This window comes from Sorangium sp. So ce1153, from assembly GCF_051521595.1.
Classification (GTDB): Bacteria; Myxococcota_A; Polyangia; order Polyangiales; family Polyangiaceae; genus Sorangium.
Window position 1 is genome coordinate 1,368,324 of record NZ_CP150361.1, and the last position, 13,249, is coordinate 1,381,572.

17 protein-coding genes and 2 pseudogenes are annotated in these 13,249 nt (G+C 71.6%); 6 read left to right on the top strand and 13 right to left on the bottom strand.

Going from position 1 to position 13,249, the window contains the following annotated elements; all coding sequences use genetic code 11:
- Positions 1–92: 92 nt before the first annotated feature.
- Positions 93–821 carry a DUF4336 domain-containing protein gene (locus WME85_RS04760; protein WP_437835522.1) on the top strand — a complete coding sequence of 243 codons (729 nt, stop codon included), beginning with the start codon at positions 93–95 and terminating at the stop codon, positions 819–821.
- Between the two features lie 52 nt (positions 822–873).
- A complete protein-coding gene (locus WME85_RS04765; RefSeq protein ID WP_437842233.1) occupies positions 874–2,103 on the top strand; it encodes a flavin-dependent oxidoreductase in 1,230 nt (409 codons plus the stop codon).
- Here the strand turns inward: WME85_RS04765 and WME85_RS04770 are convergent.
- Positions 2,052–3,047 (bottom strand): LysR substrate-binding domain-containing protein, encoded by a 996-nt coding sequence (locus WME85_RS04770; RefSeq protein ID WP_437835525.1) that lies wholly within the window; start codon positions 3,045–3,047, stop codon positions 2,052–2,054. The genes WME85_RS04765 and WME85_RS04770 overlap by 52 nt on opposite strands.
- A 281-nt stretch (positions 3,048–3,328) precedes the next feature.
- Between WME85_RS04770 and WME85_RS04775 the strand changes: the two genes are divergently transcribed.
- Positions 3,329–3,709 (top strand): cupin domain-containing protein, encoded by a 381-nt coding sequence (locus tag WME85_RS04775; protein WP_437835527.1) that lies wholly within the window; start codon positions 3,329–3,331, stop codon positions 3,707–3,709.
- Positions 3,710–3,873: 164 nt separating this feature from the next.
- Here WME85_RS04775 and WME85_RS04780 read toward each other — a convergent pair whose 3' ends face one another.
- Positions 3,874–4,875, bottom strand: a complete 1,002-nt coding sequence (locus WME85_RS04780) for a hypothetical protein (protein ID WP_437835530.1) — start codon at positions 4,873–4,875, stop codon at positions 3,874–3,876.
- Between the two features lie 47 nt (positions 4,876–4,922).
- Here WME85_RS04780 and WME85_RS04785 point away from each other — a divergent pair, with 47 nt between their 5' ends.
- Positions 4,923–5,498, top strand: a complete 576-nt coding sequence (locus WME85_RS04785; RefSeq protein ID WP_437835532.1) for an exonuclease domain-containing protein — start codon at positions 4,923–4,925, stop codon at positions 5,496–5,498.
- A gap of 287 nt (positions 5,499–5,785) precedes the next feature.
- Here WME85_RS04785 and WME85_RS04790 read toward each other — a convergent pair whose 3' ends face one another.
- From WME85_RS04790 to WME85_RS04800, 3 genes and pseudogenes are all read right to left on the bottom strand, one after another.
- Entirely contained in the window at positions 5,786–6,592 is an 807-nt protein-coding gene (locus tag WME85_RS04790) for an arylamine N-acetyltransferase family protein (RefSeq protein ID WP_437835534.1), read from the bottom strand.
- Between the two features lie 103 nt (positions 6,593–6,695).
- Positions 6,696–7,784 carry a ketopantoate reductase family protein gene (locus WME85_RS04795; protein WP_437842234.1) on the bottom strand — a complete coding sequence of 363 codons (1,089 nt, stop codon included), beginning with the start codon at positions 7,782–7,784 and terminating at the stop codon, positions 6,696–6,698.
- A gap of 63 nt (positions 7,785–7,847) precedes the next feature.
- Positions 7,848–8,009, bottom strand: a pseudogene (locus WME85_RS04800) (JAB domain-containing protein); the annotation flags it as partial.
- Positions 8,010–8,133: 124 nt separating this feature from the next.
- On the opposite strand from WME85_RS04800, the gene WME85_RS04805 reads away from it, so the two are divergent.
- Entirely contained in the window at positions 8,134–8,376 is a 243-nt protein-coding gene (locus WME85_RS04805; RefSeq protein WP_437835536.1) for an addiction module protein, read from the top strand.
- A gap of 201 nt (positions 8,377–8,577) precedes the next feature.
- On the opposite strand, the gene WME85_RS04810 is transcribed toward WME85_RS04805, so the two are convergent.
- Positions 8,578–8,730, bottom strand: a complete 153-nt coding sequence (locus WME85_RS04810; protein WP_437835538.1) for a hypothetical protein — start codon at positions 8,728–8,730, stop codon at positions 8,578–8,580.
- On the opposite strand from WME85_RS04810, the gene WME85_RS04815 reads away from it, so the two are divergent.
- The gene (locus WME85_RS04815; protein WP_437835540.1) at positions 8,729–8,932 is read left to right on the top strand and encodes a hypothetical protein; all 204 of its coding nucleotides are present in this window, start codon (positions 8,729–8,731) and stop codon (positions 8,930–8,932) included. The two genes, WME85_RS04810 and WME85_RS04815, sit on opposite strands and share 2 nt — an antisense overlap.
- On the opposite strand, the gene WME85_RS04820 is transcribed toward WME85_RS04815, so the two are convergent.
- The 7 genes and pseudogenes from WME85_RS04820 to WME85_RS04850 all read right to left on the bottom strand — a co-directional run bounded on the left by WME85_RS04820 (position 8,866) and on the right by WME85_RS04850 (position 13,200).
- Positions 8,866–9,813 carry a hypothetical protein gene (locus WME85_RS04820; protein WP_437835542.1) on the bottom strand — a complete coding sequence of 316 codons (948 nt, stop codon included), beginning with the start codon at positions 9,811–9,813 and terminating at the stop codon, positions 8,866–8,868. The two genes, WME85_RS04815 and WME85_RS04820, sit on opposite strands and share 67 nt — an antisense overlap.
- 429 nt (positions 9,814–10,242) lie before the next feature.
- The gene (locus WME85_RS04825) at positions 10,243–10,551 is read right to left on the bottom strand and encodes a hypothetical protein (protein ID WP_437835544.1); all 309 of its coding nucleotides are present in this window, start codon (positions 10,549–10,551) and stop codon (positions 10,243–10,245) included.
- A 301-nt stretch (positions 10,552–10,852) separates the two neighbouring features.
- Positions 10,853–11,101 (bottom strand): annotated as a pseudogene (locus tag WME85_RS04830) (JAB domain-containing protein); the annotation flags it as partial.
- Positions 11,102–11,111: 10 nt separating this feature from the next.
- Positions 11,112–11,408 carry a type II toxin-antitoxin system RelE/ParE family toxin gene (locus WME85_RS04835; RefSeq protein ID WP_437835546.1) on the bottom strand — a complete coding sequence of 99 codons (297 nt, stop codon included), beginning with the start codon at positions 11,406–11,408 and terminating at the stop codon, positions 11,112–11,114.
- Positions 11,405–11,629: an addiction module protein gene (locus tag WME85_RS04840; protein ID WP_437835548.1), complete on the bottom strand. Its 225-nt coding sequence runs from the start codon at positions 11,627–11,629 to the stop codon at positions 11,405–11,407. The genes WME85_RS04835 and WME85_RS04840 overlap by 4 nt, the downstream gene beginning before the upstream one ends.
- A 285-nt stretch (positions 11,630–11,914) precedes the next feature.
- Positions 11,915–12,541 (bottom strand): JAB domain-containing protein, encoded by a 627-nt coding sequence (locus tag WME85_RS04845; protein WP_437842235.1) that lies wholly within the window; start codon positions 12,539–12,541, stop codon positions 11,915–11,917.
- The gene (locus WME85_RS04850; protein ID WP_437835550.1) at positions 12,538–13,200 is read right to left on the bottom strand and encodes an RNA polymerase sigma factor; all 663 of its coding nucleotides are present in this window, start codon (positions 13,198–13,200) and stop codon (positions 12,538–12,540) included. The genes WME85_RS04845 and WME85_RS04850 overlap by 4 nt, the downstream gene beginning before the upstream one ends.
- Positions 13,201–13,249 lie beyond the last annotated feature (49 nt).

Below are 13,249 nucleotides of genomic sequence, written 5' to 3' on the forward strand. Positions count from 1 at the left end.
ACGTGCCTGACCGGCTCCTCACGCCCGGCCTCGCGCGCCGCCCTGCGAGCCGATTTCTGGCAGTGAGACCCGAGGTGGGGCAAGCTATGCCAGTGGCAGTCCCCAGCGTCTTCGAAGCCGTCGTGCCAGGCTCCATCTGGGTCACCGAACGGCCGGTATGGTTCAGCGGTGTTCGCCTGCGATCGAGGACTACCGTCGTTCGACTCTCGGGTGATGCCCTCTGGGTTCATAGCCCCTGCACGCCCACCGACGATGTGTGCGCAGCGCTCGACGCGCTGGGCGAGGTGCGTTGGATCGTGGTGCCGAATCGGTTCCATCACCTGCAAGCTCCTGCCACTGCCGCTCGATACCCGAGCGCGCTCGTCGTCGGACCGAGGTCTGCCGAGTCGCGCAACCCGCACGTCAGCGTGACCATGGGCGCGGACGACCCCGCGTATGTCCGCTCCACGCCTGAGCTGATCCCTATTCAGCTGAGGAGCGTTCCTTTTCTCGACGAGACGGTCTTCTTCCACCCGGCCAGCGGTTCCCTGATCGCTGCAGATCTACTCCTCTCCGCCTGCGCGCGCGACCACTGGACCTGGCGAATCGCGGCGCGCATCTGGGGACGCTACGGGAGAGTCAGGACGCCCCCCGACGTCCGGGTGCACACCCGTGCGAGCACGGCGGCGGCTGAGTCGATCGCGCAGATGCGCGCGCTGCCGCTCCAGCGAATCCTCGTGGCCCATGCCGATCCGATCACGGATCGACCCGCTCAACAGCTCGCCGAAGCCTGGAGCTTCGCTGTTCCCCCTCACCTGCGGCAATCCAGCGCCACGCTCTAGCATCCGGCTTCAAGAAGGGGCGGCGTCGCGCCGCATGTCTACGGGAGGACTTATGCAAGTGATCGTCGCGGGCGCCGGGATCGGCGGCCTGGCCGCGGCTCTGGCGCTGCACGCCGCGGGTCATCAGGTGACGGTGTTCGAGGCGGCGCACACCATCCTGCCGCTCGGGGTCGGCATCAACCTCCTGCCCCACGCCGCGGAGGTGCTGGGCGAGCTGGGCCTGCTCGAGGCCCTTCTGGCGCAGGGGGTGGCGATCCGCGAGCTGATCTATTTCAACCGCCTCGGCCAGCGCATCTGGGGCGAGCCACGCGGCCGCTTCGCGGGTCACGCCGCGCCGCAGATCTCCCTCGGCCGCGGCGCCCTGCAAGGCGTGCTGTTCGACGCCGCCGTCGAGCGGCTGGGCCCCGACCGGGTGATCTGCGATCGGCGCCTCTCGGACTTCGAAGAGGGCGAAGGCCGCATCGAGGCGCGCTTCCTCGACCGCGCGGGCGCGGCGTGGAAGGTCCCCGCCGACCTCCTGATCTGCGCGGACGGCATCCACTCGGCGGCGCGCGCCGCCCTCTACCCGGACGAGGGGCCGCCGATGTACGGCGGCCACATCCTGTGGCGGGGGACCAGCCTGGCGGCGCCCTTCCTCACCGGCGCCACCATGATCATCGCCGGGCACAAGGATCAGAAGTTCGTCGTCTATCCGATCTCGCCACCGGGGCCGGACGGCCGCCAGAGGATCAACTGGGCCGCCGATCTCGCCTTCGCCAGGAGCCTGCGACGGGAGGACTGGAATCGGCCGGGCGACCCGGCCGAGTTCCTGCCCAGGTTCGAGGACTGGCACTTCGGCTGGCTGGATGTGCCCGCTCTGATCCGTGGCGCCGAGGCGATCTACGAGTTCCCGCTGGTCGATCGCGATCCGCTGCCGCGCTGGAGCCATGGGCGCATGACGCTGCTGGGCGACGCCGCCCACCCCATGTATCCGAACGGCTCCAACGGGGCGAGCCAGGCCATCCTCGACGCCCGCGCCCTGGTCCGCGCGCTCGCCGCCCACGCCGATCCGGTGGAAGCGCTGGCCGCCTACGAGGCCGAGCGCCTGCCCGCCACCGCCGCCATCGTGGCGGCCAATCGCCGCGACGGTCCGGAGCAGTGCCTGCAGATCGCTTATGAGCGCGCGCCCGACGGCTTCGACCGGATCGAGGACGTCTTCGCCCCCGGCGAGCTGGAGACGATCGCCGCCCGCTACAGGGTGCTGACCGGCCTGACGCGCGCCTCGGAGCCCGCGGCGCGCTGACGAGAGCGCCCGGCGCGCCCGCCGCCCTCCACGAGGGCTTCACGCTGGACTCCACGCGCGCTCTCGACGGGACGTTGCAGCGCCTGCACCACGAGGGCCGCGAGGCGGGCGGTCGGGAGCCCCGGCTCCGCCTCTGCCTGGTGCAGGGCCAGGGGGAGCGCGGGCAGCGCCGGCAGCCCGGCCTCCCCGGGGCCGAGCGCCCGCACGCCGGCGGGCAGGCCGATCGACGTGCGCACCGTGAACCCGAGCCCTGCCGCCGCCGCGGCCCAGAGCCCGCCCAGGTCCGGGCTGGTGAACGCGAGCCGCCACGGGATGCCAGCGCGATCGAGCGCCGCCGCGGCGGCATCCCGGAACCGGCACGGCGCCTCGATGGCCAGGAGCGGCAGCGGCTCGCCCTCCGCCCCGGTCCACGCAGGGCGCCCCGCGGCCGACCCGATCCAGCGCATCGGCAGCTCGGCCAGACGCTCGCCATGTGGCGCGCCCATCCCGTCGCCCCACGCGAGCGCGAGATCGAGCCGGCCCGACGCGACCCGCTCGAGCAGCTCCGCGTTGCGCGCGACCCGCACCTCGATCCGCACCCTCGGGTGGGCGCGCGAGAACCGCCCGAGCACCCCGGAGAGCAGCACGTCACCGAAGTCCTGTTGCAGGCCGAGCCGGACCCAGCCCTCGAGATCGACGCCGCGGACCGCGGCCGCCGCCTCGTCGTTCAGCTCGAGCAGGCGGCGGGCGTACGCCAGCATCGTCTCGCCCGCCTCCGTCAGCGCGAGACCGCGCCCGGCCTTGCGAAAGAGCGGCGTGCCCGCCTGCTCCTCCAGCTTCTTGAGCTGAGCGCTCACCGCCGAGGCCGACCGGCCCACCCGGCTCGCCGCCCTGGCAAAGCTGCCCAGCTCCACCCCCGTGACGAAGCTGCGCAGCACGTCGAGATCGAAGGTGACGCGTTGCATGCCAACCGTCCCGTTTTGCTGAACTGTCCGTGCCAAACTTCCTGATTTTCAGCACGATGGTGCTCCGTCATGCTGGTGGCGTCAAGGCGAGCCGGAGCCGCCTGACAGAGCACAAGGACCCACACTCCATGCATTTCGCTCACGTCTCACGGCGGAATGGCGAGCCGCCGCTGCGCGAAGGGGACTTCCCTCGCGACCTCGCCGACAGCCCTCGTCGCACGCGGCGTCCGGGGAGAGCGCAGCCCGGGAGCGGGCGCCGCCTCTCCCGGGCTGCGCTCGCGATGGCGACAGCCCTGCTCTGTGCCGGCGCGGGATGCGCGCGGGACTCGGTCCTGGAGCGGGCCTCGCTCGGGACTCACGCGGTCGCGGGCGGGAAGGCCGTTACCCGCGTCGAGGTGCAGCGGCTGACGTTACCCCCTGGGTTCACGGCCGGGCCGCACACGCACCCCGGTCCGGTCGTCTGCTATGTGACCGAAGGGCGTATCCTGTTCCAGGTGAAAGGCCAACCGGCCAGGTACTACACGGCAGGGCAGATGATCTTCGAGCCCGCGAGCACGCCCATCGAGCGCTTCGACAATGATTCCAGCTCGGCCCCCGCGACCTTCATCGCCACCTACCTGCTGGGCGACCAGGACACGGAGTTGCTGCACAGGCTCCAGTAGACGCGCGTGCGCTGTCTCCCTCGGGTGGTGCTGTCATTTGCCCAGAGAGGGTTCACATGAAGGCGGTAAGGCGGGAAGATCATTGAGATTTTCTTCCCGCCTTACCGCCTTCATGTTCAAATGACAGCACCACCCTCCCTCGTGCCCCTTGGCCCCTGCCCACCTCAGCCCTTGTTTCCCGCTCGCCGCTCGAACCGCAGCCTGAGCACCTCGTCGTCGAGCTCGTTCGCGATCGCCATCGCCCGCCGCCTCGCCTCCGCGCCCTCCTCGCCGCCCACGATTCGCGCCAGCATGTTCAGCGCCATCGCGCGCATCCGCATGTGCCCGCCGTCCCCCGCGTGCCGGCGCGCCTCCCGCGCGAGCGCCGCGCCTTCCTCGGGGAAGCCCTGCTTCCACCGCGCATACGCCAGCCCGTTCGCCCGCCGCGCCCGCGCGAAGGCCGGACCGTCCTCCGGGATGCGCCGGTAAAGCGCCTCCGCAGCCGCCGGATCCGGCTGCTTGCCGCCCCAGGAGCGGTTCCGCTCGAAGGCGCGTTGATCGATCCACCGGGCGAACAGGCAGGCTCGGTCGTGGGCGGGCATCGGCAGCTCGAAGAGCGGCTCGATCTCGTCGAGCAGGCCGGCCACGCGCGCGACGTCATCACGGCTCGCCAGGAAGGCCTCCGTGAGCAGCGCCTCGACCCGCGCCTCGGGCGGGGCCTTTCCGAGCAGCGGCCGGATGCGGGCGAGGTGCGTCCTTCCGGCCTCGCGGTCGTCGCCGCGCAGCGCGCAGGTGGCGTGGGCGAGGGCGAGGAAGACGTGGGAGGTCGGATCCTCGCTCACCGGCGGTCGATCCCAGAGGCGCAAGAGGTCCTGGGCGAGGGGCAGGGGCAGGTCGGTGAACCGCGAGTGATAGGCGCCCATCCAGCGGGCGCGCTCGGTGAGCGCGTCCGGCAAGCCGAAGGCCGCGAGCGCGCGCGCCCCCCAGGTCCCGCCGTCCCGCTGGCCGCGCGTCCGCAGCCGGCGCAGGGCGCGCTCGATCGAGGTGACGTCGTCCTCGTAGCCACGCCGGGAGGAGAGCCGCTCGGCGACCGCGGTCAAGGAGCCGTGCTGCGCGACGAGCCAGGCGACGTAATCCTCCCAGGAAAAGCCTGCGGGAGCGGCCTGTCCGGTTTCGTGTCCGGGCATGTCCTTCGCGCGGATCGTATCAAGGTTCAGCAGAAAGGAGGACGGACATGGGAAAGGAACCTGCATTTTTCCTGGTGATCGATCTGGAGGCGACGTGCGACGAGGAGGGCCGCATCCCCGAGCGCATCATGGAGATCATCGAGATCGGCGCGGTCCTCGTGGACGGCGCGACGCTCGAGCCCGTGAGCGAGCTCGCCACCTTCGTGCGCCCGGTCATCCGGCCGAAGCTCACGGCGTTCTGCACGAAGCTCACCACGATCACGCAAGCAGACGTCGACGCCGCGCCCACGTTCCCCGAAGCCATCGCGGCGCTCGGGCGCTTCGTCGGCCGGCGGGAGGCGCTTTTCTGCTCGTGGGGCGATTACGACCGCAAGCAGTTCGAGATCGACGCGGCCCGCTGGGGCGTGCCCCTGCCGCTACAGGGGCACATGAACATCAAGAAGCGCTTCTCCGCGACGCTCGGGGTGACCCAGCGCTATGGCATGGCGAGCGCGCTCGAGCGGCTCGGACTCCCGCTCCACGGGACACACCACCGCGGGATCGACGATGCGCGCAACATCGCACGCATCCTGCCTTACGCGATCGGCCGTGTGCCGGTCCCGGATGCAGGGCCCGCGGGGTGAGCGCCTCGCTGGGGCTTCGCCCCGGACCCGACCAGAGACGCTGGCTCGCCTCGATCGACTGATCGTGCTCGATCACGGCCGCATCGTCGAAGACGGCACGCACGCCGAGCTGCTCGCGAGGGGCGGAGTGTACGCCGAGCTGTGGAATCGCCAGGTAGGCGGGTTCCTTCCCGACGATACCGCCCACCCGTGAAGGACCGCGACCCTCGATGGGGTGCTGGGCCGGCCGCGCGCGTGGTCGTTGGTCATTGGTCAACCTGCAGCGGGCGACGCCTTCCGGGCAATCCTCAGCGCGCCGGGACGAGCGAGGGAGCGAACCCGAAGTGCTCGGCGTAAGCCGCTTCGAGCGCCGGGCGGTCGAGCTGCTGCTCGGCGCGCGTGCCGTCCGGCGCCGTCATGACCAGGGCCGAGCCGGTGAGGGTGACGCGGCCTCCATCGGCGAGCAGCCGGGTGCACAGCGGCTTGCGGGTGAAGTGCGATTCGGGCGAGGTCTGATGGTACAGGCACATGGGCTCGAACTCGTCGAGGTGCCGGGCGCGGCCATCCAGCCGGTAGACGGCGTGCCCGTCGTGGTGCAGATCCCAGGTCTCGCCGACGTCGGCGCCGGCGGCGCGGCCTTCGTCGCGTTCGGCGGGGCGCAGCGCGAAGGCGCCGCTCGGGTCGTTTTGCGGGCCCGCCACGTCGAGGCGCAGGGGGTACCACGCGCTGGCGCCGAAGCCCACGTCGGCCAGGAACCGCTCGCCGCCCAGCGTCACCCGCAGCGCCAGGTGGTCGAACGGCGGTCCCATCGACCCGTCGGCTTTGTACACGCGGGCCTGGAGCAGCTCGACGTGCATGCCGCACCGCTCGAGCAGCCAGGCGAACGCGCTGTTGAGCTCGTAGCAGAACCCCCCGCGCCCCTGCGTCACGAGCTTGTCGAGCACCGCCTGGGGAGCGAGGTCGATGGGTCGCCCGAGGTGGATGTCGAGGTTCTCGAACGGCACATGCACGAGGTGGGCGAGGTGCAAATCGCGCAGCCCGCGCTCGGTCGGTGGCGGCGGCGCGGCGAGCTGCAGCCGCGACAGGTACCGTTCGAGGAGGTCGTTCTCGTTCATGCCCCGCAGGATAGGACGAGCCCGCAGCGGAGCCAGGTCAGTCCTCGCGATCAGGGCCCGCCTCGCGCTGCCGCTCGCGGTGTTCTCCGAGGTCCCCATCGAGCTACTCGCTCGAGGCGATCCCGAACATCTCTGCGACGCCGCAGTTCTCGGCCGCTGCCCGCTCGTGCCACGCGCGTCGCGTGTGAGCGAGCACCCGCTCGTTGAGCGGCGTCGCGACACCGTGCGCGGCTCCGAGTCTGGTGATGAGCTCGTGATACGTGTCGGCTTCGAGCGCCTCGTCCGGGCCCAGCCCTCGAGCGCGTTGCTCGAACGCGCGCCAGACCTGGTTGTAGAGGGGCGCGCGCCGAGCGCTCAGGCCGCGCGCGGCGGAGAGGCGCTGCCACTCGATCTCCTGCTCGAGGCTGCGAGTGCGCCCGTCCCCCGACGCGGCCTCGATCCCCGCAGCCGCCAGCACCGCGCGCGCCTCCTCGAGCAGACGCGCCTTGCCCTCGGCGAACGCCGCGCTGGTGTGATCGCGCGGGTGGATGAGCGCGTTGGGGATGCTCATGAGGTTCACGCAGAGCTTGAGCCACTTGTCCCGGGCGATGGTCGGCGACAGCCCGGCATCGAAGCCCGCGTCGCGGAGCACCGCGGCCAGCTCGAGCGCCGCTGGCGATAGGCCGTCAGGGTAGCTGCCCACGGTCACCCGCGCGGCTCCTCCCGAGCGCACCTCGATGTCACTCAACCGCGTGACGGTCTGCCGCCACACGAGTCCGAGCACCGACCGGCTGTGCCGCGCCAGCACGGCTTCGTTGGTGACGTGATTCTGAGCACTGACGACCGTCGCCGCTGGCCAGGCGTCGGCGATCTCGGGCGCGAGGATCTCGGTGTGACCGGCCTGCACACACACCACCACCCAGCCCGGCTCGAGGTGACGAGCCGCGGCGCAGCCGACGAAGGCCCTCACGCGGCCGCGAAGGGGCTCGCCGTCCAGTTGCTCCAGGGACACCCCGCGTTCGTTCAGCGCGCCCGCTTGTTCGGCGCGACGCACGACGAAGACCACATCCCGCCGGCGCGCCGCGAGCCGGGCTCCCAGCGTGAGCCCAACGGAACCAGCTCCGACGACGACCACGGGCTGCGCTGCGGAGCTTCGGGGGCCCGTGTCGGAGTCGATCTCGTGCGAGGCGGACATCGGCGGCAACCCTCGCATGGCTCGCCGTCCGTCGCCAAGGACGCCGGTGTCACCGCGGGGGCTCAGCCCGGACGCGGCGGCGCGCGCCACGCGGGCGGCATCGGTCAGAAGCGCGCCCCGGCGCGCGCGGGCGGCGTGGCGGCGGCGGCCGAGCTCGAAGGCGGCGGCGAGCCGGGTCGCGTCGAAGAGGGCGATCTGGGTGCGCTCGGCCAGCGCCGCGGGCAAGAGGCGACCGAGCGAGGGCTGGATCGTCGAGGAGCAGACTCACCGCGGCCCCGGCTCGGCTGGATGGACGGCGCGTCGCTCGTTCTCGATCGCGAGGGCCGTGTGCTGTGTCGTCGCGGTGCCTCGTGGTATCTTGCGGCTCATGCAACGAGCCATCCAGGGCCCGCCGCCCGGCTTCGACGACCTCACCGTGCACGAGCAGATCGAGTACGTCCAGGCGCTCTGGGAGCGGATCGCGGCGAGGGAGGACGAAGTGCCGGTACCCGAGTGGCACAAGGCCGAGCTCGATCGCCGGCTCGCCGAGTACGAGGCCGCACCGGATGCCGGCCGCTCCTGGGAACAGGTCGAGGCCGACCTCCGTACGCACCTCGCAACGCGTCGATGAGCCGGCTCCTCGTTCTCCCGTCTGCCGAGCTGGACATCCGGGAGGCAGCGGGGTGCCTGCTGGCGCTTCGCGCCCGCAGCACACCGTCAGGGCGTTCGCGATGTCGCTGAACCCATGCTGAGAGCTGGCCGAGCGATGCTCCAGGGTTGACCCCGCAGGCTTCGACGATGGCCGTTTCAGCATGGGATGATGGCCGACCCATCATTCCATGCTGACGAAGCCATCATCGATCTTGAACCCGCCAGGGGGAGTCCACGGCCCCCCGAACGACGACGAAGAAGCGCTCGAGTCCCCTACGAGGTCGAGCAGCACCAGGCCGGCCAGGCCGCCGATCCCCCGCGAGGTGGCCGACATGCTGGGCGTGACGAACTCGCCGCTCAAGCCCGAGCAGATGGCGCAGCTGCGCAAGGAGTTGCCCGTTGATGCGGAGATCCTGGACGACGTGCCGGCGCTGCTCGCCGAGGATGCGGCCGCGCTCGTTCCGCCTGTTCAATGCATCAGCAACCGATCCTCGCCTTCCTTCCTGGCTGCGGGGATGGCATCCTGCCGGGCATGACCGTCGGGGCCGACCGTCGCCGCCACCGCGCCCTCCCTGTAACCGACCGGCTTCGCGTGATCGAGCTGGTCGCGCACGAGGCCGCCAGCGACGTCCCTGCTGCAGATCATCCAGCGCGACGTGAGGGCGTCACCTTGACCGAGCGGCATGGCCTCCTGTTTGTCGACGCTGACGCCACCATGCCGGCCGAAGTGTTCGACCATCGCCCCGATCGCGATGCACGAGCGGACCGGCTCCAGGGAGAGTCGTGAAGCTCGCCTTCGCGCCACGCGGGCGGCGTCGGTGAGGAGCGCGCCCCGGCGGTGCGGGGTGGTAGCGGCAGGGGGACCCGACCCGTCGCGGTGGCCGGCTTGCGGTAGCCGGCATCGCTTCGTTCTCGCAGGTCGACGTCGGTCAGTATCAGGGGGATCGACGCGCACGGATCGCAGCGATCTCACCGAGATCGAGCAGATCTTTGGCACGACCGGCCGCGCGCTTGGCGCGTTCCAGGGCGTCCAGCCCCAGGATTCGAACGCAGAGCCGTAGAGCTGGATTTCCTCCGACCCCTTCGCAACGTCGTCGAAGCTACCCACTCCGGGCACATCGCCCAGCAGGTCTATGGCGCCAACATCCGTGCTCAGCGTGAAGTTGAGCCCGCTCCATAACGTCTGCTCATCCCAGAAGAAGGGCAACTCGGGAGGGAACCCGCGAAGCGTAGGATGGAACGGCGCCAGGGCGCGCGCGAGGCGCCGCAAGTTCTCGCGGTCGCGCGAGTAGCACATGTCGATGTCGTTCGTCGTGCGGCTCGAGCCTTGAATTACCAGCGCGAGCCCGCCGATGATCACGAAATCGACATGCTCACCGACGAGCGCTTCAACGACGCGCCGAACGTCGGTGACCATGGACTGCCTTCGCTTCCTCGATGAACTCCAGTGCCTTCCGCATCCGCTCGACTCTTTCGGTGGGAGTCAAGCGCAGGTTCTCGGCGATGAGCGATGCATCGACGCCAGAGGGGACTCTTTCGAGTATCCGCTGATCCCAGCTCTTCTCTGCGTCGGAGGGTTCAGACCCTGGTCGTTCGGCTTGACGATCATGCATCGGCGTCGGGCTCCTGACCCACTGTACCACGGCGGTGATCCCCGACGATAGCGAGCGAGCATTGCGCCAGTGGCCGGCCGGCTGTCGTCGCCCTGAGCGCGTACGCTCGTCGCACTCCTCCCGCCTTGGACGTCGTCGCGGCCGGGTGGCTCCCACCGCCCGACCTCGGGAGCGCCTTTCTCGCGCGCCATCCACGTTGAGGTCGCAGTCTTCCAGCTCGTGGAGGGCGCGCGCTACGGAGAAGCGACGGCGTGCCCGCGCCATCGCAGGAGCGCCGCAGCGTGCGCCTTACGGAGCGTGAACAGGTCGCTCTCGTGCCGAAGACGCTCGAGTTCGATGCGCTCCGCCGGCGTGAGGAGCCCCTGGGTGTTCCGGTCGAGCAGCTCGTCGTAGCGCGCGAGCTCTGCTCCGGACCTGTGGCTCTTCGCGATGTGCCAGAGCGCCTGGTCGTCCATCTTGTCGAGGCAGGCGAGGTCGACCTGGAACTCCGGGGGCGCGTCGTCCCAGGCGGGAGGGCTGCCGAGGCTCAGCGCGCGTAGCATCACGGCTTCGAGCGGCTGTCGGGTCGCGAGCGCAGTCCCCCTCAGCCGCTGGTAGAGCGCTTCAGGGAGAGCGAGGGTGACGGTGGCGGTCGACATCGCGCTGGGGTGGACGCGGGAGGCGAGCCCGCTTCGCCGTCGAGCCTACACGACGAGCACCCCGGCTCCTCCCCGGCCAGCCGCGATGACGAGAGCGAACGCACGGCGGGGCTGCCGGATGGGGCGGTGCGCCCGAGGCTTTCGGCTGGATGCGCAGGGGCGCAGCGCGCCGGCGGCGGGGCGGGGCGCTGCGCGTGGCGAGGGCCTACTCGTGGACGGCGGCGTAACGGCCGCTGGGGGTGACGATGACGTGGGCGGTGAGCGGGACGTGCAGCTCCGCCGAGAGGTGGCGCAGCTCCTGGGTCATCGCTTCGTCCTCGTGGGTCGGCGTCGGGTCGCCGCTGGGGTGGTTGTGGGCCAGGACGAAGCTGTGGGCGGCCATGTCCAGCGCGGTGCGCAGGACGGTGGAGCGGCCGACGTAGAGGGCGTCGTCGGAGCCGCGGGCGAGCAGGCGCCGAGCCGGACTATTGGCGTCCGCGCCAGTAGAACGGCCGCCGATTCTGATGTGCAATCGCGAGAATACGAATGCGATCGTCGCGTACCCGGTACAGCACGCTGTAGGGAAATCGCCGCACGAGCCACCAGCGAACCTCGTTCTCGACAGCCCTCCCCGCGAGCGGTGATGCGGCCAGGGCATCGACGGCGCCTTGAACCTCGGCGAGGAAGGCGTCACCAAGGCCAGGACGTGCCCGAGCGTAGTAGGCGGCGGCCTCGTTCAGCTCGACCTCAGCCTGCTCGTGAAAGATGACCGGGAGCGTCACCGGAGCCGCGCGCGGGCGTCACGAAAGACGTCCTCGGCCGGCCGCCCTCGGGACGGATCTGCGTCGAGCTCTGCGTCCCGGCGCGTCGCTTCCTCGGTCCAGAGGCGCCTGTGCTCCTCCTCGGAGAGCTCATCCAGGCTTTCCAGAAGCTTTTCTGCGAGACGTGCGCGCTCCGCGACGGGCAGCTTCAGGGCTTCGGCTTCCAGCTCGGGAAGGTTCACGCAGGGATTGTACCGCGAGGCTCGGAGGCTGCCCAGGCGCGCTGCCCCGTCGGTGAGGAAGATGCCGCGACGACGGCGATGGCCGACGTTGGCTGGCGTGGCGCAGGCACGGAGCGGCCGGAACGAGTGTGGGCTAGACTAGCCAAGCTACGGTCGGTTGCTTCACGCGGTCCAGCGCCTCTGCCGCTGCCGGGGCTTGCAGAGCTCCCGGCCGGGCGGTGCGCGAGAGGTGGCGGCCGGATGCGCAGGGGCGCAGCGCGCCGGCGGCGCTGCGCCCGCGAGGGGCTACTCGTGGACGGCGGCGTAGCGGCCGCTGGGGGTGACGATGACGTGGGCGGTGAGCGGGACGTGCAGCTCCGAGCCGAGGTGGCGCAGCTCCAGGGTCATCGCTTCGTCCTCGTGGGTCGGGGTCGGGTCGCCGCTGGGGTGGTTATGGGCCAGCACGAAGCTGTGCGCGGCCATGTCCAGCGCCGTGCGCAGGACGGTGGAGCGGCCGACGTAGAGGGCGTCGTCGGAACCGCGGGCGAGCAGGCGCGTCTCGCGGAGGCGGCCGTGGGCGTCGAGCGCGGCGATCCAGAGCTCCTCGTGGACCAGGGAGGCGAGCCTCGGGCCGAAGTAGCGCGCCACGCGGGCGGCGTCGGTGAGGAGCGCACCCCGGCGGGCGCGGGCGGCGTGGGTGCGGCGGCCGAGCTCGAAGGCGGCGGCGAGGCGGGTGGCGTCGAAGAGGGCGATCTGGGTGCGCTCGGCCAGCGCCGCGGGCGAGAGGCGGCCGAGCGAGGGGAGAGCGGCCGTGCCGAGGAGGCGCGGGCCGACGCCGGGCAGGCCGAGCACCATCTCGAGGAGGGCGGCCTCGGTCGCGGTCGGCAGCTCGGCCGCCGTCTCGGCGGGGGCGTCGACGGGGGCGCGGCTCATCGGGCGCATCGGGGCCACCTCCGAGAGCGGGTGAGGGCGCGGGCGAAGAGGCGGCGCGCGAGGCGGAGGCGGGTGGCGACCGTGGGGCGCGGGAGCGAGAGGGAGGCGGCGATCTCGAGCGAGGAAAGGCCGGTGGCGGCGAGCGACAGGATCTCGCGCAGCTCGGGGCGGAGACGGTGGAAGGCGCGGAGGAGGCCGCGGGCGACGAGGCGGGCCTCGGGAGAGGGGGCGGCGAAGGCGGAGAGGCGGTCAGGGTCGACCGCGGGGAGCTCGTGGCGGCGGTGGGCCTTGTCGCGGTAGTGCGAGGCCTGCCGCGAGGCGATGCCGGCGAGCCAGCGGCGGAGGGCGTCGGCGGGAGGGAGAGCGGGGGAGGGGCGGAAGCGGCCGGCGCGCAGGCTGCGCCAGGCGCCGAGGAGGGTGTCCTGGGTGAGGTCGTCGAGATCGGCGGGGAGAACGCCGCGGGCGCGGAGGGTGCGGCGGATGAGCGGGCGCTGTTCGAGGAGCGCGGCGGGGGCGAGGCGGACGGCGGGGTGCGGTGGCTGCTGACGGAGGGGTTTGGGCGGGCGGGCGAGCCGGTTGAGAGCAGCGGGGCGGGGGCGGCGACGGGAGGGCGGATCGATCTCTTGGCCCTGGTCAGGGCGTAGACGTACGGTTTCCATGTCGGACCTCGTTTGCGCGGGGTTCGGCCACGCCGCCCGGGGTGTTACC

Coding starts and splice junctions, on each gene's coding strand:
- WME85_RS04765 (WP_437842233.1), top strand. CDS start 874: ATGCAAGTGATCGTCGCGGGCGCCGGGATCGGCGGCCTGGCCGCGGCT.
- WME85_RS04770 (WP_437835525.1), bottom strand. CDS start 3,047: ATGCAACGCGTCACCTTCGATCTCGACGTGCTGCGCAGCTTCGTCACG.
- WME85_RS04775 (WP_437835527.1), top strand. CDS start 3,329: ATGGCGACAGCCCTGCTCTGTGCCGGCGCGGGATGCGCGCGGGACTCG.
- WME85_RS04780 (WP_437835530.1), bottom strand. CDS start 4,875: ATGCCCGGACACGAAACCGGACAGGCCGCTCCCGCAGGCTTTTCCTGG.
- WME85_RS04785 (WP_437835532.1), top strand. CDS start 4,923: ATGGGAAAGGAACCTGCATTTTTCCTGGTGATCGATCTGGAGGCGACG.
- WME85_RS04790 (WP_437835534.1), bottom strand. CDS start 6,592: ATGAACGAGAACGACCTCCTCGAACGGTACCTGTCGCGGCTGCAGCTC.
- WME85_RS04795 (WP_437842234.1), bottom strand. CDS start 7,784: ATGCGAGGGTTGCCGCCGATGTCCGCCTCGCACGAGATCGACTCCGAC.
- WME85_RS04805 (WP_437835536.1), top strand. CDS start 8,134: ATGCAACGAGCCATCCAGGGCCCGCCGCCCGGCTTCGACGACCTCACC.
- WME85_RS04815 (WP_437835540.1), top strand. CDS start 8,729: ATGCTGGGCGTGACGAACTCGCCGCTCAAGCCCGAGCAGATGGCGCAG.
- WME85_RS04810 (WP_437835538.1), bottom strand. CDS start 8,730: ATGTCGGCCACCTCGCGGGGGATCGGCGGCCTGGCCGGCCTGGTGCTG.
- WME85_RS04820 (WP_437835542.1), bottom strand. CDS start 9,813: ATGGTCACCGACGTTCGGCGCGTCGTTGAAGCGCTCGTCGGTGAGCAT.
- WME85_RS04825 (WP_437835544.1), bottom strand. CDS start 10,551: ATGCTACGCGCGCTGAGCCTCGGCAGCCCTCCCGCCTGGGACGACGCG.
- WME85_RS04845 (WP_437842235.1), bottom strand. CDS start 12,541: ATGAGCCGCGCCCCCGTCGACGCCCCCGCCGAGACGGCGGCCGAGCTG.
- WME85_RS04850 (WP_437835550.1), bottom strand. CDS start 13,200: ATGGAAACCGTACGTCTACGCCCTGACCAGGGCCAAGAGATCGATCCG.